Source organism: Bosea sp. PAMC 26642 (genome assembly GCF_001562255.1).
Classification (GTDB): Bacteria; Pseudomonadota; Alphaproteobacteria; order Rhizobiales; family Beijerinckiaceae; genus Allobosea.
Window position 1 is genome coordinate 2,136,667 of the sequence record NZ_CP014301.1, and the last position, 16,216, is coordinate 2,152,882.

The 16,216-nt window shown below is 67.6% G+C and carries 17 protein-coding genes and 1 other RNA gene; 8 read left to right on the forward strand and 10 right to left on the reverse strand.

The annotated features are described in order from the left end of the window. Positions 1-188: 188 nt before the first annotated feature. Positions 189-1,109, reverse strand: a complete 921-nt coding sequence (gene miaA, locus AXW83_RS10105) for a tRNA (adenosine(37)-N6)-dimethylallyltransferase MiaA (RefSeq protein WP_066612901.1) — start codon at positions 1,107-1,109, stop codon at positions 189-191. Positions 1,110-1,127: 18 nt separating this feature from the next. On the opposite strand from miaA, the gene serB reads away from it, so the two are divergent. Next, on the forward strand, positions 1,128-2,015 hold the full coding sequence (gene serB, locus AXW83_RS10110) for a phosphoserine phosphatase SerB (protein WP_066612904.1): 888 nt from the start codon (positions 1,128-1,130) through the stop codon (positions 2,013-2,015). Here serB and AXW83_RS10115 read toward each other — a convergent pair. The 8 genes from AXW83_RS10115 to AXW83_RS10150 all read right to left on the reverse strand — a co-directional run bounded on the left by AXW83_RS10115 (position 2,012) and on the right by AXW83_RS10150 (position 8,518). Beyond that, positions 2,012-2,353: a DHCW motif cupin fold protein gene (locus AXW83_RS10115; protein WP_066612907.1), complete on the reverse strand. Its 342-nt coding sequence runs from the start codon at positions 2,351-2,353 to the stop codon at positions 2,012-2,014. The genes serB and AXW83_RS10115 overlap by 4 nt on opposite strands. Positions 2,354-2,498: 145 nt before the next feature. Continuing rightward, complete coding sequence (locus AXW83_RS10120) at positions 2,499-4,070, reverse strand: Do family serine endopeptidase (protein WP_066612909.1); 1,572 nt, start codon at positions 4,068-4,070, stop codon at positions 2,499-2,501. A gap of 207 nt (positions 4,071-4,277) precedes the next feature. Beyond that, entirely contained in the window at positions 4,278-4,469 is a 192-nt protein-coding gene (locus AXW83_RS10125) for a DUF2065 domain-containing protein (protein ID WP_066612911.1), read from the reverse strand. Between the two features lie 19 nt (positions 4,470-4,488). Next, a complete protein-coding gene (gene hflC, locus AXW83_RS10130) occupies positions 4,489-5,412 on the reverse strand; it encodes a protease modulator HflC (protein ID WP_066612913.1) in 924 nt (307 codons plus the stop codon). Continuing rightward, complete coding sequence (gene hflK, locus AXW83_RS10135; protein WP_066612916.1) at positions 5,409-6,572, reverse strand: FtsH protease activity modulator HflK; 1,164 nt, start codon at positions 6,570-6,572, stop codon at positions 5,409-5,411. The genes hflC and hflK overlap by 4 nt, the downstream gene beginning before the upstream one ends. A 151-nt stretch (positions 6,573-6,723) precedes the next feature. Next, entirely contained in the window at positions 6,724-7,239 is a 516-nt protein-coding gene (locus AXW83_RS10140; protein ID WP_066612918.1) for a dihydrofolate reductase, read from the reverse strand. A 5-nt stretch (positions 7,240-7,244) separates the two neighbouring features. Continuing rightward, positions 7,245-7,727 carry a GNAT family N-acetyltransferase gene (locus tag AXW83_RS10145; protein ID WP_066612920.1) on the reverse strand — a complete coding sequence of 161 codons (483 nt, stop codon included), beginning with the start codon at positions 7,725-7,727 and terminating at the stop codon, positions 7,245-7,247. Then, positions 7,724-8,518 (reverse strand): thymidylate synthase, encoded by a 795-nt coding sequence (locus tag AXW83_RS10150; protein ID WP_066612922.1) that lies wholly within the window; start codon positions 8,516-8,518, stop codon positions 7,724-7,726. The genes AXW83_RS10145 and AXW83_RS10150 overlap by 4 nt, the downstream gene beginning before the upstream one ends. Before the next feature lie 176 nt (positions 8,519-8,694). Between AXW83_RS10150 and AXW83_RS10155 the strand changes: the two genes are divergently transcribed. The 7 genes from AXW83_RS10155 to AXW83_RS10185 all read left to right on the forward strand — a co-directional run bounded on the left by AXW83_RS10155 (position 8,695) and on the right by AXW83_RS10185 (position 12,376). Continuing rightward, complete coding sequence (locus tag AXW83_RS10155; protein WP_082767054.1) at positions 8,695-9,006, forward strand: PepSY domain-containing protein; 312 nt, start codon at positions 8,695-8,697, stop codon at positions 9,004-9,006. Positions 9,007-9,126: 120 nt separating this feature from the next. Continuing rightward, positions 9,127-9,402, forward strand: coding sequence for a PepSY domain-containing protein (locus AXW83_RS10160; RefSeq protein ID WP_066612926.1), 276 nt, complete (start codon positions 9,127-9,129; stop codon positions 9,400-9,402). Between the two features lie 26 nt (positions 9,403-9,428). After that, positions 9,429-9,838: a transfer-messenger RNA gene (gene ssrA, locus AXW83_RS10165) on the forward strand. A 63-nt stretch (positions 9,839-9,901) separates the two neighbouring features. Next, positions 9,902-10,543 (forward strand): SspB family protein, encoded by a 642-nt coding sequence (locus AXW83_RS10170; RefSeq protein ID WP_066612928.1) that lies wholly within the window; start codon positions 9,902-9,904, stop codon positions 10,541-10,543. A gap of 11 nt (positions 10,544-10,554) precedes the next feature. Next, complete coding sequence (fumC, locus tag AXW83_RS10175) at positions 10,555-11,949, forward strand: class II fumarate hydratase (protein WP_066612929.1); 1,395 nt, start codon at positions 10,555-10,557, stop codon at positions 11,947-11,949. 11 nt (positions 11,950-11,960) lie between these two features. Beyond that, positions 11,961-12,155, forward strand: coding sequence for a DUF4169 family protein (locus tag AXW83_RS10180; protein ID WP_066612932.1), 195 nt, complete (start codon positions 11,961-11,963; stop codon positions 12,153-12,155). Beyond that, a complete protein-coding gene (locus AXW83_RS10185; RefSeq protein ID WP_210179659.1) occupies positions 12,152-12,376 on the forward strand; it encodes a ribbon-helix-helix domain-containing protein in 225 nt (74 codons plus the stop codon). Before AXW83_RS10180 ends, AXW83_RS10185 begins: the two co-directional genes overlap by 4 nt. Before the next feature lie 94 nt (positions 12,377-12,470). Here the strand turns inward: AXW83_RS10185 and AXW83_RS10190 are convergent, their stop codons facing one another. Beyond that, the gene (locus AXW83_RS10190; protein WP_066612937.1) at positions 12,471-16,112 is read right to left on the reverse strand and encodes an AsmA family protein; all 3,642 of its coding nucleotides are present in this window, start codon (positions 16,110-16,112) and stop codon (positions 12,471-12,473) included. Between the last annotated feature and the right edge of the window lie 104 nt (positions 16,113-16,216).

Here is a 16,216-nt window from a genome sequence, read left to right on the forward strand (position 1 = left end):
TAAAAAAGGCCCTCTGAGGGGCCTGGACGTGCGCTGGCGTCGGGGACGCTCGGTTCGTGAAGAACCGGCCCCTACCAGCGCACCCGTACGATAATAAGCTTGCGCATCTCGCGCTCCAACCTTTGCGAATAGTGCCATCAATTAACCGAGCCGCCGGTCCCGGTCAAGATGCAACTCCGCCGACCGCCCTATCGCGCAATGCCCAGAGCCCCCAGCGCGACCTCAAGCGCCTCGTCGGGGGCGACCGCCTGCCAGCCCTCCATCTGGTGCCGGAACCATGTCACCTGCCGCTTGGCATAGGCGCGGGTATCGGCCTGCCCGCGCGCGATCGCCTCGTCGAGGCTCAGCGCTCCGTCGAGATGGGCGATGAGGCCCGGCACGCCATGCGCCCGCATCACCGGCAGCAGCGGATCGAGCTGGCGCGACCGCAGCGCCGCAACCTCGTCGAGCGCACCGCTTGCGATCATCGCCTCGAAGCGCGCATCGATCCGTGCCCTGACGACCTCGCGCGGCGGCGACACGAACAGCTTCAGCAGTTGGGCCCCCGCAAGCGGTCCCGGCACGCGCTCGCCCTGGAAGCTCGCCAGCGAGCGGCCCGTCGCCAGAAAGACCTCCAGCGCCCGCATGATCCGCATCCGGTCGCTAGGCCGCAGCCGCTCGGCCATGGCCGGATCGAGACCGGCGAGTTCGGCATGGAGCGCTACCGTGTCGACCTCCTCGACCCGTGCGCGAAACGCCGCCCTGACCGCCTCGGGCACCGGCGGCATCGCCGAGAAGCCGTCGGTCAAGGCCTTGAAATAAAGCCCCGTGCCGCCGACGAGGACCGGCAGGACGTCCTCGTGCGCAAGCTCCGCCAGAACGTCCACGACATCCGCTGCATAGCGCATCGCGGAATAATTGATCGCCCCGTCGACATGGCCGTAGAGACGGTGGGGAACGGAGGCCTCCTCGGCCGGGCTCGGCCGCGCCGTGATGGTCCGGAGATCGCGATAGACCTGCATCGAATCCGCATTGACGACCACCCCGCCGTTGCGCCGCGCGATCTCCATCGCAAGCGCCGACTTGCCGCTCGCCGTCGGACCTGCGATGAGCACCGCCCTGATCGTCACGCTATCCGGTTCCTTGTCATGCTCGTCGCGACACTTGTTTCCGCTGCCGGTCAGGCCTTGATCGGCGAAGCCCTGCTCGGCCGCCTCTCCGCCTCCGTGCCCGGCATCACCCGCCATGAGCACCTCGACGGCGAGATCGCCGCCGACCTCTTCGCGGAAGCCGGGGATGCGCGCAAGCTGGAAGCCGATCTGCGCACGGCCCTCGACGGCGCGGCGATCGACATCCTCGTCCAGCCGGCCGCGACCCGGCGCAAGGCCCTGTTCCTCGCCGACATGGATTCCACCATGATCGGCCAGGAATGCATCGACGAACTCGCCGCCTATGTCGGCCTCAAGGAAAAGGTCTCAGGGATCACCGAGCGCGCCATGCGCGGCGAGATCGCCTTCGAGCCGGCTCTGCGCGAGCGCGTCGCCTTGTTGAAAGGCGTTCCGCTTTCGGTCGTGGCCGAGATCATCGCGCAGCGCATCACCTTGACGCCGGGCGGCCGCGAGTTGGTGCGGACCATGCGCGCCAATGGCGGCTACACGGCGCTTGTCTCCGGCGGCTTTACCGTTTTCACGGGTCCACTCGGGACCACCATCGGCTTCGATGAGCACCGCTCGAATACGCTTCTGGCTGAGGATGGCATCCTGACCGGCGAGGTCGCCGAACCGATCCTCGGCAGGCAGGCCAAACTCGATGCGCTTGTGGAGCTGCGCGCACGCTCCGGCCTCGAACCCGCCGCGACGCTGGCCGTGGGCGACGGGGCCAACGACCTCGCCATGCTGGGCGAAGCCGGGCTCGGCGTCGCCTTCAGGGCCAAGCCGGCAGTGGCCGCAGCAGCCGACGCCCGTCTCGACCATGCCGATCTCACGGCGCTGCTCTACGCTCAGGGCTATCGCGGGGATGAGATCGTCCGCGCCTAGTCGACGATGAAGAGCTTTGCGCCCTTGGGCGCGCTGGAGCGATGCGCCTCGGCGCCGTCGGCGACCTGATAGGACATCCCCGCCTTGAGCAGCATCACGCGCCCGTCGTCCAGGGTCGTCTCCAGTTCGCCGTCGAGACACAGGATGATGTGCCCTTTCGAGCACCAGTGGTCGGCGACATAGCCGGGCGAGTATTCCACCATCCTGACCCGGATGCGGTTCTCTTCCGGCCCGAAATGCTGCGTGCGCCAGGTCGCCTCGCCGGCATCGCCGGCATGGCGCTCGGGCCTGATCGTCGACCAGTCAGTCGTAACGAAGGGAATATCGCTGATCTTCATGGGCCGGTCTCCGCAGGCAGACGGAAGGTCTGTCATCGCATCGGGCGTAAAGCCAATGCAAAACCGGAATGAATTCCATCGCCGGCGCCAAAACAAAACGGGCGGCCGCGAGGGCCGCCCGTCGAAGCTGCAGAGGCCTGAAACCTCAGTTCATCGACACCGCGACGAAGCGGACTTCACCCTGCGCATTGGCGACCAGAAGCAGGGCCGACTTCTTACCCTCCTTCTTCAGGGCATCCAGGCGCTTGGTCACGTCCTCGGGCGAGTTCACCGGCTCCTGCCCGATCTCGACGATCAGCTCACCGATCGAAATGCGCTTGTCGGCGGCGTTGGAGTTCGGATCGACCTTGGTGATCACCACGCCCTTGGCGCCGTCCTTGATCGAATAGCGCTTCTTCAGGTCTTCGGTCTGCGGCGAGAATTCGAGGCCGAGCGCCGAGGTCACGGCCGGCTTGGCCGGCTCGGCCGAAGTCTTCGCCGATGCGGGCTGCACCTTCTCGCCATCCTCCAGACGGCCGAGCTTGACCGTCTTGACCTCTTCCTTGCCCTTGCGCATCACCGCGATCGCGACATCCTTGCCGACCGGGGTGGCGGCGACGATGCGCGGCAGATCGCGCGAATCCTTGACCTCCTTGCCGTCGAACTTGACGATGACGTCGCCGACCTCGAGGCCGGCCGGCTTGCCGGGACCCTTCTCGTCGATGCCCGCGACGAGCGCGCCGCGTGCGGTGCCCAGGCCGAGCGCCTCGGCCGTGGCGTCGTCGACGCTCTGGATGCGGACGCCGAGCCAGCCGCGGCGGGTCTCGCCGAACTCGCGCAGCTGCTCGACGATGTTGGAAGCGAGCGACGACGGCACCGCGAAGCCGATGCCGACCGAGCCGCCCGTCGGCGACAGGATCGCCGTGTTGATGCCGATCACCTCGCCGTTCATATTGAACAGCGGCCCGCCGGAATTGCCCTTGTTGATGGCCGCATCCGTCTGGATATAGGTGTCGTAGGGGCCCTGCTGGATGTCGCGGTTGCGCGCCGAGACGATGCCCGACGAAACCGAGCCACCCAGGCCGAATGGGTTGCCGATCGCCATCACGGGGTCACCGATCCGCATCGCGTCGGAATCGCCGAACTTCACCGCCGGCAGCGGCTTGTCGTGCTTCACCCGCAGCACCGCGAGATCCACTTTGGTGTCCTTGCCGATCACCTCGGCCTTGAGCCGCAGGCCGCTGTTGAAGATCACGGTGATCTCGTTGGCGTCGCCGATGACGTGGTTGTTGGTCACCACGATGCCGGAGCCGTCGATGACGAAGCCCGAGCCCGCCGATTGCGAGCGGCGCTGCTGCGGCGCCTGTCGCTCGCCTTGCTGACGCTCGCCCGGTTGGCGCTCGCCCTGCTGGCGCTCTCCAGGCTGCCCTTGCTGGCCCTGGCCACGCCGGTTGAAGAACTCCTCGAACAGATCGCCGAACGGCGTGTCGGGGCCGAGTTGCGGCAGCTGCGGCAAGGTCCGGTTCCGCGTATCGCTGGTCGTGACGGCCGAGATGTTGACCACCGCCGGCATCACCCGCTCGGCAAGATCGGCGAGCGAGATCTGGCCCTGGAGAACAGGCGAGGCGGCTGTTTGCGCCGGCGCCAGCAGCGGCGACATCACCAGTGCCGCGGCGGCCACGCTGGCCACCAGCGCGATTCGAACAGGCCGGGAAGCGGGAATGGATGTGAGTGCCATCAGTGTCCTCGTGAAAGATTCGGGGGCCGATCGAAGCGGCTAGAGAGCTGAACTAGATTGAACCTCAAAATACGGCGGAAGGGCGACGCACGATCGCGTCATCGCCCCGTTCGGCCGTATGACGCCAAACTTGCGAGTGAAGAGCATGAGCCCGCGACCTGCAAGGCTCGGCGGCAGCAGCCGGCTTTGGCGGCGGCAACCGGACGCTCAGCCGATCCCGCGCGCCAGCCAGACCAGCACGACGCCCAGAACCGCCGAGCCGAGCCCGATCAGCCGCATCCGCTCGACCGGCGTTTCGGCCGCGCTGCGCAGCGCGTCCTTGGCCAGATTGGGAATCGCCGCGAAGAGGATGCCCTCGATTGCGAAAACCAGCCCGAGCGCCGCGAGGAAATCCAGCATACGCGGCGCCCGGGCAGGGTCAGGGGCGAGCCGGCGCCGCCGGGGCGTCGGCCGGAGCCACCTCGCGCCGGGGCGCATTGGGCCCGTTGAAGAAGCGGAAGAACGGCGAATCCGGCGACAGCACCATCCGCGTATCCGCCGATTTGATGCTCGCCTCATAGGCCTGCATCGAACGGTAGAAGGCGAAGAACTCCGGATCCTTGCCGAAGGCTTCGGCGAAGACGCGGTTGCGCTCGCCTTCACCCTCGCCGCGAACCTCGTCGGAGCGCCGCTGCGCCTCGGCCACGATCACGGTCGAATCCCTGTCGGCACGCGCCCGAATCTCCTGCGCCTGCTGGCCGCCGAGCGCGCGGGCCTCAGCCGCCTCGCGCTGGCGCTCTGTCTGCATCCGCTGGAAGACAGCCTGCGAGTTCGCCGCCGGCAGGTCGACACGGCGCAGGCGGACATCGACCACGGTCATGCCGAAGCGGGCAGCCTCCCGGTTCACGTCGTCGCGAATCCGGTTCATCAGCCGCGACCGGTCGGTCCGGACCATCGCGGTGAAGCTCGCCTCGGCGAGGACCGAACGGACCTGGCCGTTGACGATCGAGGCCAGCTGCGAATTGGCGCGCGGGATGCTGTTGACCGCCTGGTAGAAGCGCAGCGGATCGGAAATCCGGTAGCGCGTGAAGGCATCGACGACGAGCCGCTTCTGGTCGGAGGCGATGATTTCCTGCGCCGGCAGGTCGAGGTCGAGGATGCGGTTGTCGAGCAGGATGACCTGCTCGAACGGCGCCGGCAGCTTGAGATAGAGGCCGGGCTCGGTCACGACGCTGCGCACGGCGCCGAAGCGCAGGACGAGGGCCGACTGGGTCTGCTGGACGACGAAGGTCGCGGCATAGAAGACGATCGCCACGACGGCGAGAACGACGAGCGCGCCGACACGCAGGATTGAACCGCTCATCGGATCGCTCCTGCCTGCGGCGCACCCGGCGCTGCGCGCCGCTGCTGGAGATCGTTCAGCGGCAGATAGGGCACGACGCCCTGGCCGCCATTCGGCTGGTCGATGATGACCTTGTCGGTGCCGCCCATGATCCGCTCCATCGTCTCCAGGAAGAGACGCTCGCGAGTCACGCCCGGCGCATTGCGATACTGCTCGTAGACCGCGTTGAAGCGGCTCGCCTGACCGAAGGCTTCCGCCACCGTCTGATCCTTGTAGGCTTCGGCAGACTGGACGAGCTGGGCGGCGCGACCGCGCGATTCCGGCACGACGCGATTGGCATAGGTCTGCGCTTCGTTACGCAGGCGCTCCTGGTCGGCGCGCGCCGCCTGGACGTCGCGGAAGGCATCGATCACCTGCTGCGGCGGATCGACCTTCTGCAGCTGGACGAGGCGGATCTGTACGCCGGCCTTGTAGCTGTTAAGGGTCTCCTGCATGAGCTGGCGCACCTCGGTCTCGATCGCGGCGCGGTCGGTCGTCAGCACCGGCTGGATGTTGCGCCGTCCGATGATCTCGCGCATCGCGCTCTCGGCCACGGCCTTCACGGTCCCCGGCGGATCCTGGATGTTGAAGACGTAATCCTCGGGCTGGGCCGGATCGACCTGCCACTGCACGATCACGTCGATATCGACGATGTTCTCGTCGCCGGTGAGCATCAGGCTCTCCTCGCCGACATCGGTCTGGCGCGTGGTGCGCACGGATTCGACGGTGCGGAAGCCGACCTCGGTGGTGATGACGTTGGTGACCTGCGGCTTGATCACGGTCCCGATCGGATAGGGCCAGTTATAGTTCAGGCCTTCGCCGGTCTTGCCGACGAACTTGCCGAAACGAAGATTGAGACCGACCTCGTTCGGACGCACGATGTACCAGCCGGTCAGCAGCCAGATCACGATCAGCGCCAGGATGCCGAGGATCAGGCCGCGCCCGCCGAGGCTCCCACCCGGCATCAGGTTCCGGATCTTGTCTTGGCTCCGGCGCAGGATCTCTTCGAGATCGGGCGGAGAACCGCCGCCGCCGCTGCCGTTGTTCTGACCGCCGCCCCACGGACCGCCGCCGCCGCTTCCTCCGCGCTGGCCCCAGGGTCCCCCCCCGCCACCACCGCCGCTCTGGTTGCTCCAAGGCATACTTGCGCCGTTCCCTTACGCTCGTGTCAGCCCGTGCATTAAGCGAATGCCGGGCATTTGTCAGCGCCCTTGACGGGCCTTGGCGCTGACTTGGGCATGGGACACGGATTCGTCAACGGCGCAACTCCTTCATAGTCAACGCAAAGACCGCTCAGGCGCGGCGGCGAAACGTCGCGAAGCTGAAGGGATGCTCGTCGTCGGGACCACGCGGATGGGTTTCGCGCGACATCTCCTCGAACGCGCCCTTGTCCCAATCGGGAAAGACCGCGTCCCCGTCAGGCGTCGCATGGACGAAGGTCAGTTCGAGCCTGTCGGCCCTCGGCAGGGCCTGCCGGTAGAGATCGGTACCACCGGCGACCACGACGGTATCGGCGCCCATTGCCGCGCCCAGGCGCTGTCCGGCCGCGATCGCCTCGTCGAGCCCATGGGCGACATGGACACCCTCGGCCGCGAAGCTCTGGTCACGCGTCAGCACGATCGTCTCGCGACCCGGCAACGGCTTGCCGATCGACAGATAGGTCTTGCGGCCCATCAGCACCGGCCTCCCGAGCGTCAGGCTGCGAAAGCGCCGCATGTCCGTCTTCAGCCGCCAGATCAGCCTGTTGTCGTCGCCGATTATGCCGTTGTCGGCGACGGCCGCGACGATGACGAGGGGTAGCGCCGCCATGCCGCTTAAACCCCCTGCCCGAGCCGCACCAACGCCTCGCCATCAAGCCGCTTCACCGTCCACTCGCTTTGGGCCACCGCGCCGACCGAGCGGTAGAACACCCGCGACGGCTCGTTCCAGTTCAGAACCCACCAGGCCAGCCGCGACAGGCCCTCATCGGCGCAGCGCTTCGCCAGACCAGCGATCAGCGCCTTGCCGATGCCGAGCCCGCGTTGCGCAGGCTCGACGAACAAGTCTTCCAGCCAGATCCCGTGCCGGCCGCTGAAGGTCGAGTAGGTGTAGAACCAGACTGCGAAGCCGACAGGCTCGCCGTCCCACTCCGCGATGTCGCAGAAGACGCGCGGATTCTCGCCAAACAGCGAGTTCGCGATCTCGGCTTCGCCGGCCTCAACCTCATGGGCGAGCTTCTCGTACTCGGCCAGCGCCTTGATGAAGCGGAGAACAAGGCGAGCGTCTTCACGCTGGGCAGGGCGGATTGAAAGGCTCATACCGCGATCGGCGCCTTGATCACCGGGTGCGGGTCGTATCCCTCGATCATCACGTCGGCGAAGGAGAAATCCTCCAGCCGCGTCACCGCTGGGTTGAGCGTGAGCTGCGGCAGCGGCCGGGCCTCGCGGCTGAGCTGCAGCTTCGCTTGATCGAGATGGTTCACGTAGAGATGCGTGTCGCCGATGGTATGGACGAAATCGCCGACGCCCAGCCCCGTTACCTGCGCCACCATATGCGTCAGCAGAGCGTAGCTCGCGATGTTGAACGGCACGCCGAGGAAGACGTCGGCCGAGCGCTGATAGAGCTGGCAGGAAAGCTTCCCGTTCGCGACGAAGAACTGGAACAGGCAGTGGCACGGTGCCAGCGCCATCTTCGGAATATCGGCCGGATTCCAGGCCGAGACGATCAGCCGGCGTGAATCAGGATTGCGTTTGATCTCGGACACAAGCCAGGCGATCTGGTCGATCGTCGTCCCGTCGGGCGCCGGCCAGGAGCGCCATTGCCGGCCATATACGGGGCCGAGATCGCCGTTCGCATCGGCCCATTCGTCCCAGATCGTGACCCCATTCTCCTGCAGGTAGCGGATATTGGTGTCGCCGCGCAGGAACCAGATCAGCTCGTGGATGATCGATTTGCGATGCAGCTTCTTCGTCGTCACCAGGGGAAAACCCTGGCCAAGATCGAAGCGCATCTGATGGCCGAAGACCGCGATGGTGCCCGTCCCAGTGCGGTCGTCCTTGCGGACGCCCTCGCTCAGGACGCGTTGGAGAAGGTCGTGATATTGGCGCATGGCGGAGCGTGTCGCAAATCTCGTTGTCAGGGCGCGGCAGCATAGCGAATTGTCGCGGCGCTGCACGGACGACCGGCACGCGATCCCCTGTTTTCGCAAGCGGCCGCCAGGTCCGCATCGGAACAAAGCCATTTTCGCACTGTTGCCTTGAAAGCGAACAGGAAGGGAGACGGCTCATGTCCATTCTTAACCACGTCCGCATGATCGGATTGGGCGCGCTGCTGGCGATGTCCGGTCTCGCCGGCGCCCAGGCCCCGGCACCTATCAGGCCGGACGCCCTACCAGCAATCTCGATGGACCAGGCCCGCCGCATCGCGGCCGATAACGGCATGATGCGTGTCGACGACATCAAGCTCGACAACGGTGTCTGGGACGTCGATGGCCGGGACGGCACCGGCGCCGAAATGGAGCTCAAGGTGCGGGCGACCGACGGCACGGTGATCAAGGTCGAACGCGAACGACCCGCTTCGGCCGCTGTCCGCCCCTGAGGGGACCGTTCACGCGATCGCGAAGCAACGTGAAGACTGGCGGCAACGCTCGCCGTGAAGGCTGCCACAATCGCAACGTTAGTCGGCTCCGGGACATTTTAGCGATTCCGGAGATTTGAGATGGCTCGAGCTTGGTTTGGGGCGGCGCTGACGCTCGCCGTTTCATGCATCGCACTGGCCGGCGAGGTCGGTGCGGCAGCGTCCAGCCCTCCACCCGCCTACCCCGCAAAAGCCATCCCGGAGCGGCAGGCGCGTGATATCGCCTGGCGCTTCGGCATCGTCCGCGTCGAGGAAATCACCTTGACGGGCGTGTTCTGGCACATCGCCGGACGCGACGAGGAGGGCAACGACGTCGTGCTGGACGTCGACGCGAAGGATGGCCGCATTCTGAACTGAAGCCATTTCAGCGGAATTTGGCATTCTCTCTTTCCCCCGGCCCTCGCAGCCCCTATATTCGCTTTGCCGTTCGCAAGATCGGCTATGGCGATAAACGGACGTCGAAATAAGCTTTTCGGACCCGGGGGCGGTACCCGGCGCCTCCACCACAGCCCTGCGGCGCGAGCACAGAGAGATCTGCGGCGCAAGCTTTGGGGCATCCTGCAGCCGGTTGGCGGCAGGGCTGCGGCGGGGGCGAAATAGGATCGACGAGGGTGTAAAGGTCGTTCTTTTGCTCGGTATGGTTCCGCCGTTATAGGGCTAACGCATAGTTGCCAATGACAACAATGCTCGGGTCGCTGTCGCCGCGTAAGCGGTGCTGGTTCCCAAACCTAAGTCCTTCCGTTTAGCGACGTAAGGCGGGGCCCGGAGGCGCCTGGCAACAGAAGCCTCCACTTTTTTCTTGAGGGCCTGCCGGCCGTTCCCGCCGCAGCTTGGTAAAGTGGAATTCGGATCGCCGATGGCACAGGACATTCTTCGCTACGATCTCATGGTGCAGGAGGCACTCAAGGGCGTCGTGCGTAAGATCTTGACCGAGGCGGGCCGCGACGGCTTGCCGGGCGACCATCATTTCTATGTGACCTTCCGCACCACCGCGCCCGGCGTCAGGCTATCCCAGCGCCTGCGGGAGAAGCATCCGGAAGAGATGACGGTCGTGCTCCAGCACCAGTTCTGGGATCTGAACGTCAGCGAGCACGCCTTCGAGGTCGGCCTGTCATTTTCCGGCGTCCCCGAGCGCCTGCTGGTGCCGTTCGACTCGATCACCACCTTCTTCGACCCGTCGGTGCAGTTCGGCCTGAAGTTCGAGGCCCAGGAGGCGCCCGACGACGCCGCCAACGGCGATGCCCCGGCTGGCGCCGGCAAAACGCCGCGCGGCGCGGGCTCCGAGCCCAGCCTGGCGCTCGCTGCCCCCATCTCGCTGCCGGCGCGGGTGACGCCGGCCGGCGTGCCGGCCCTTAAGGGCAAGACGCCCGAGCGCGACGCCGAACCGGCCGCGAAAGCAGGCGGCAAGGCTGCGGCGAAAAAGGCCGAGACCGAAGACGCCGATGAAGGCGCCAGCGCCGAAGTCGTCAGCCTCGACGCGTTCCGCAAGAAGACCTGACAAGGCACCCCATGTCCGAGATCCGCACCGAAACCGATTCCTTCGGACCCATCGCCGTGCCGGCGGATCGCTATTGGGGCGCACAGACGCAGCGTTCGCTGCAGAACTTCAAGATCGGCGGCGAGAGCGAGCGAATGCCGCTGCCGCTCATCCATGCCCTCGCTTTGGTCAAGAAGACGGCAGCCCATGTGAACACGCGGCTGGGCCTGCTCGACCAGCGGGTTGCAGGCGCCATCGCGCGTGCCGCCGACGAGACGCTTGCCGGCAAGTTCGACGGGCATTTCCCGCTGGTGATCTGGCAGACCGGCTCCGGCACCCAGACCAACATGAACGTCAACGAGGTGCTGGCCAACCGCGCCAACGAATTGTTGGGCGCCCCCCTCGGCGCGAAGAACCCGGTCCACCCCAACGATCACGTCAATCGCGGCCAGTCGTCCAACGACTGCTTCCCGACCGCGATGCATATCGCCGCCGCGCTCGAGATATCGCGGCGCCTGCTGCCGGCCCTGCGCAAGCTCGAACAGTCGCTGACCGCCAAGGCCGAGACCTTCGCCGATCTGGTCAAGATCGGCCGCACCCATCTGCAGGACGCCACGCCGGTCACGCTCGGCCAGGAGTTCTCGGGCTATGCCGCCCAGATCCATCTCGGCATCGGCCGCATCGAAGGCTTGCTCGGCGGGCTTCATGCCCTGGCGCAGGGCGGCACCGCCGTCGGCACCGGCTTGAACACACACCGCGATTTCGCGGCACTCTTCGCCAGGGAGGTCGCTGTGCTCTCGGGCCTGCCCTTCCGCACGGCCGACAACCTGTTCGAGGCGCTGGCGAGCCACGGCGCGTTGGCAGCCGCACATGGCGCGCTCGCCGCCCTCGCCTCGGACCTGTTCAAGATCGCCAACGACATCCGCCTGATGGGCTCGGGGCCGCGTTCGGGACTGGGCGAGATCAGCCTGCCGGAAAACGAGCCCGGCTCCTCGATCATGCCGGGCAAGGTCAACCCGACGCAGGCCGAGGCCCTGACCATGGTTGCGACCCAGGTCCACGGCAACCAGGCGACGATCGGCTTTGCCGCCAGCCAGGGCCATTTCGAGCTGAACGTCTTCAAGCCGGTCATCGCGGCGGCGTTCCTGCAATCGGTCAGGCTGCTGGCCGACGCCGCCGACAGCTTCCGCACCAACTGCGTCGAGGGTATCGAGGCCAATGAGGAGAGGCTGCAGGACCTGCTGTCGCGCTCGCTGATGCTGGTCACGGCACTCGCGCCCTCGGTCGGCTACGACAAGGCGGCCAGCATCGCCAAGGCCGCCCATCACAACGGCACCACCCTGCGCGACGAGGCCCTGCGCGCCGGCGTCGAGGCCGAGCTGTTCGACACGGTGGTCAGGCCGGAACTCATGCTCGGTCCAAACTGACAGGCGGGCGCATGGCCGAGATCGTCAATCTGCGCCGCGCCCGCAAGCAGCGCGCAAGGCAGGACGCCGAGGCGCAGGCGCAGCAGAACCGCCTGACATTCGGCCGCACGAAAGCCGAGCGCCGGATCACCGAGGCGACCCGCGAAAAAGCCGAGCGCGATCTCGAAGGCCATCGCCTTCCGGACGACGACGGATCGGCCGCGTGAGCGCGGAGCGCAAGCGCTCGCTGGCGATCGCCGGCCACCGCACCAGCGTCTCGCTCGAAGACCCGTTCTGGGACGCCCTCAAGCAGATCGCAGCCGCCGACGGACGCACCATGGCCGCCCTCGTCGCCGAGGTGGACTCACGCCGTGGCGCGACCAACCTCTCCTCCGCTTTGCGCCTGCACGTGCTGGAGCACTATCGGCGCCTGGTCGAGGATCTCTGACAAGCCGAGGCAGGAACTACCGCGCATTCAAGAACTTGCGCGGGTCGATTGAATCAACCCCGCAGCAACTTGAATCACCCTGCGAAGATGTAGGTCAGTTCGGCGCCACGCTCCGCGACAGAGGTCTCGGCACCGACTGGATGTCGAGCGGTGGTGGCAGCGGCATCGCTCCGCCCGGCACAGACAGCGCCGGCCCCGGAAAATTCTGGATCGGCGCGCCGGGTAGCACGAGCGGCCCCGGCTGCGGCGGTTGGGCGGCGGCGCGCGCTGCCGCTGCTGCCCGCGCCTCGGCCTCCGCACGGCGGCGCGCCTCCTGCTCCTGCCGGGCGATCTCGGCCCGCCTCAATTCCTCGGCTCGCCTTTCCTCGGCGAGACGGCGAACCTCGTCGAGACGCCGCTGCTCCTCCATACGCTTCTCATCCCCGATGCGGCGGGCTTCTTCGGCGCGCCGCGCCTCCTCGATGCGCTTCTCTTCGGCCAGACGGCGCTCCTCTTCCGCCTTCAGGAACTCGGCCAGCTTGCGCTCGTTCTCGCGGGTTTCGCGTTCGGCCCGAAGCCGCCGCGAATTGGCGGCGCGTTCGCGCGCATCGGCCTCGAAGGCCTCGACCCGCTCGATCTCGCGCGCCAGGGCACGCGCCGCGACCGTGTTGGACAGCGCCCCGACATCGGTTTCGCGCTTCAGGCCCGATAGCGGCCCGCGCCAGGCAACGCCGATCTGCGGCGCATCGCCCGGCCACCCCTTCGGCAAGGGGCCAAGCGGCCGCAGGCCCAATTTGATATCGGCGCTCAGCGACCGCAGATCGACGATGCCGCTCGTGTCGACCCGCAGATCCGAGCGTTCGAGGGTAAGAGGCTGCAGCCGCGCAAGTCCTCCGGCAAGGGTGAAGGACAGCGAGACGTCCCCAAGCGGCCAGGCATTGCTGTCGAGCGCCTCGGTAAGCCGCTGCTGCAGGCGCGCGGCCTCGCTTTCCGAGGCATCCTCGCCGATCGCGGCGATGATCCGGCCATAGGCGGCAGGATCGAACCGCGCCAGTCGCGCGCCGGCCAGCGACAGCGTACCCGCACCGCCGAGACCCGAAACCAGCCGGGCCGGGCTCTCGCCCGAACCACCGGCCTCGATCTGCCCCGACAGCCTGCCCGACATCGCCCCGCCGGTCAGCCCCGCGAGATCGATCCGTGTCAGGCTTGCCTTTCCGGACAATTGCGCCAGACCGCCGTCGCGGCGCATCTGCAGCCGGCCCGCCAACTGTCCGCCGCCATAGCCGCCCGACAGATCGGAAACCGTCAGGCCGTCGGCGTCGGATTCCAGCATGAAGCCCGCATCGCGCAGCACGATCCCGTCCCAGGCGAGCAGGGTCGGCGTCGACAATCTCAGTTTGAGTTCGCCGAGGCCGGCGAAGGAGCCGAACCGGCTGCTCGACCAGATCGCACCGGCCGGCGGAGGTGCCGAACCCAGCGCCGAACCCAGCAGCGCGCGAAGATCGATCCGCTGCAGCGAAAGCGTTCCCGACACCGCACCCTCGCGCGGCAGCGTCAGCGAACCGCGCGCGCTGTCCAGGCCTAGATTGACGACGAGGCCGTCCAGACTGATCGCCTCCGGCTCGAATCGGATGCCGGCATTCGCGTCGATCACACCGTCCGGCAAGAGCCGCGCCGCCCCTTCCGGCAGAACCTGACCGGGACCTTCGGCCTGCACTGTCAGCCGCGGCAGCGGCGTCGCGTCGCCATCGAGCACGATCGACAGGCCGGGGCCCGCGAGCGAGCCGGCCAGCCGCCCCGGCGCATGGCTGATGACGATGCTGCCCGGCCCGCCCAGCATCGGCGTCGGCAGGCCGAGCACCGCGAAAGCCTGGCGGCGATCGGCCAGATCGAAGCGCAGCGACGCGTTGCGCCAGGCCCCGGCCGCGTCGAGCCTGCCGTCGAGCGACAGGCGCCCGGCCTGCGCCGCGCCGTTCATCGTGACACCGGTTTCGCCGCTCGGAACGCGCGTCAGGCGGAACGTCCCGTCCAGCCGCGAGAGCCCCTCGCCGGCCCTGCCCAGTGCCTGCCGCGCGCCCTCTGGCAGAATCGGCCCGGCCAGAGCAGCCAGCGCATCGAAGCGCGGAGCACGGACACGGCCGGAGATCTCACCGCCTTCAGGCAGGAGCGCACCGGCCCCGTTCACCGAAACCCCCCCGAAACCGTCCACCGCCAGACGGCTCAGCCGCCAGCTGGCGCCATCCCGGCGCAGATCGAGATTGACCGAACCCGGCGGAGCATTGCGGAAGCGCGCCCGGTTCAACGCCAGATCGAGTGCGAGATCACGCGAACCGATCAGTCCGGCGAAATGATCCGCCACCGGCAGCGAGCCGAGATCGAGCCCGTTCATCGTCAGCTTCGCCGTCAGCGCCCGGGACGAAAGGTCTCCGGCGCCTTCGATCCGGATACCGGAGGCAGCGTTGACGGAGATCCGCGTCAGGTTGAGCCGTTCCGGCGTCCAGCCGCCGGCCGCCTCGGCCTCGATCCCCCCGAGCCCGCCGATGAAATCCGCCAGCGCCGGATCGAGCCCCGCGCGCAGCAGCGCCAGCGCGACGCGGCGTGCGTCGTCGGCCTTGAGCGTGACCTTGCCGGCCAGCCCGCCAGGACCGGCGCTGCCGGTTGCGCCGACGAGCGCGCCCGCCACCCGCAGCGAGGCGGAGCTGTCGCTCAGGCCCTCCTCGTTCAGTTTGCCGCGCAGCGCGATGGCCGAGAAATCCTCGCCGCGCCAGATCATCTGGTCGAGATCGAGCCCGATATCGAAGATACCGGGCAAGCCGCGCAGGCCGCGCTCGAAGCCGCTGCGCTCGCCGAGCGCGGCGACGAGCCCGTCCGCATCGAGCCGCCGCGCCCGCAGCGACAACGAACCGGCGCCCGAGCCGGGCAGAAACTGGCCCTCGCCTTCCAGCCGCGCCGCGCCGCCCGCGATATCGACGACGAGCCCGACGAGATCGAGTTGGCGGCTGCCGCCATGGACCCGTCCCGACAGGACGAGCGCCCCGCCCGGCGACAGCGTAAAGGCCCCCTCCAGAGTAGGCGCCACACCGCCGACCGTTACGGGGAGCACGATCGCGCCATCGAAGCCAACCTGCGTATCTTCCCCGGTCACAGATCCCTTGGTGCGCAGACGCCCGTCGGCTTCCATCGCGCCCGTCGATATCCTAAGGGACGCCCCGGCGACCTCGCCCTCGATCCGCCAGGGCCCGGCGAGGCTGACCGCGGAAATCTCGGCCGCCACGGGCGCGATCGTCACCGGCTCGCGGCCGGCTTCGCGCCAGATCAGCGCCGAGCGTCGCAGGCTGAGGCGGTCGAGACTGGTCTCGATCGGCAGGCCGGGGCCGATCCGCACCGGCAGCCGCACCGCACCGGCCTCGTCGGCGACGAGCGAGACTGTCGCGCCTTCGACCGCCGCATCGGAGAACCGGAATTCGCCGCGCGCCAGCGCCGACAGCGCAAGCTCGGCCGTGAATCGCTCAACCGTCGCAGTGCTGGCATCCCCCGACGCACCGCCGATCCGGACATCCGACAGCATCACCCGCGGCGACGGCAGCAGGGTCAGCCCGATGCCGCCGGCAACGCGTGTCTCGACGCCGAGCACCGTGCTGAGACGCTGCTCGATCTGCGGACGGTACATGCGCCAGTCGACGAAGCCCGGTCCGATCAGGGCCGCGAGCAGCGTCAGCACCAGCAGACCGGCCAGAACTGTCAGGCTCTCGCGCACCGGAGGTTTCGTTTCTCAAAAAGGATCATGGCCCAGCCATTATGCCGCCAAGTCGCGGCAAGATCACGACATTCCGGCCATATGATGAATGGTGGCGGGCTGCG

Bases quoted from the DNA above. Each gene is read 5' to 3' on its own strand.
- serB (WP_066612904.1), top strand. From the start codon at position 1,128: ATGCTCGTCGCGACACTTGTTTCCGCTGCCGGTCAGGCCTTGATCGGC.
- AXW83_RS10115 (WP_066612907.1), bottom strand. From the start codon at position 2,353: ATGAAGATCAGCGATATTCCCTTCGTTACGACTGACTGGTCGACGATC.
- AXW83_RS10120 (WP_066612909.1), bottom strand. From the start codon at position 4,070: ATGGCACTCACATCCATTCCCGCTTCCCGGCCTGTTCGAATCGCGCTG.
- AXW83_RS10125 (WP_066612911.1), bottom strand. From the start codon at position 4,469: ATGCTGGATTTCCTCGCGGCGCTCGGGCTGGTTTTCGCAATCGAGGGC.
- hflC (WP_066612913.1), bottom strand. From the start codon at position 5,412: ATGAGCGGTTCAATCCTGCGTGTCGGCGCGCTCGTCGTTCTCGCCGTC.
- hflK (WP_066612916.1), bottom strand. From the start codon at position 6,572: ATGCCTTGGAGCAACCAGAGCGGCGGTGGTGGCGGGGGGGGACCCTGG.
- AXW83_RS10140 (WP_066612918.1), bottom strand. From the start codon at position 7,239: ATGGCGGCGCTACCCCTCGTCATCGTCGCGGCCGTCGCCGACAACGGC.
- AXW83_RS10145 (WP_066612920.1), bottom strand. From the start codon at position 7,727: ATGAGCCTTTCAATCCGCCCTGCCCAGCGTGAAGACGCTCGCCTTGTT.
- AXW83_RS10150 (WP_066612922.1), bottom strand. From the start codon at position 8,518: ATGCGCCAATATCACGACCTTCTCCAACGCGTCCTGAGCGAGGGCGTC.
- AXW83_RS10155 (WP_082767054.1), top strand. From the start codon at position 8,695: ATGTCCATTCTTAACCACGTCCGCATGATCGGATTGGGCGCGCTGCTG.
- AXW83_RS10160 (WP_066612926.1), top strand. From the start codon at position 9,127: ATGGCTCGAGCTTGGTTTGGGGCGGCGCTGACGCTCGCCGTTTCATGC.
- AXW83_RS10170 (WP_066612928.1), top strand. From the start codon at position 9,902: ATGGCACAGGACATTCTTCGCTACGATCTCATGGTGCAGGAGGCACTC.
- fumC (WP_066612929.1), top strand. From the start codon at position 10,555: ATGTCCGAGATCCGCACCGAAACCGATTCCTTCGGACCCATCGCCGTG.
- AXW83_RS10180 (WP_066612932.1), top strand. From the start codon at position 11,961: ATGGCCGAGATCGTCAATCTGCGCCGCGCCCGCAAGCAGCGCGCAAGG.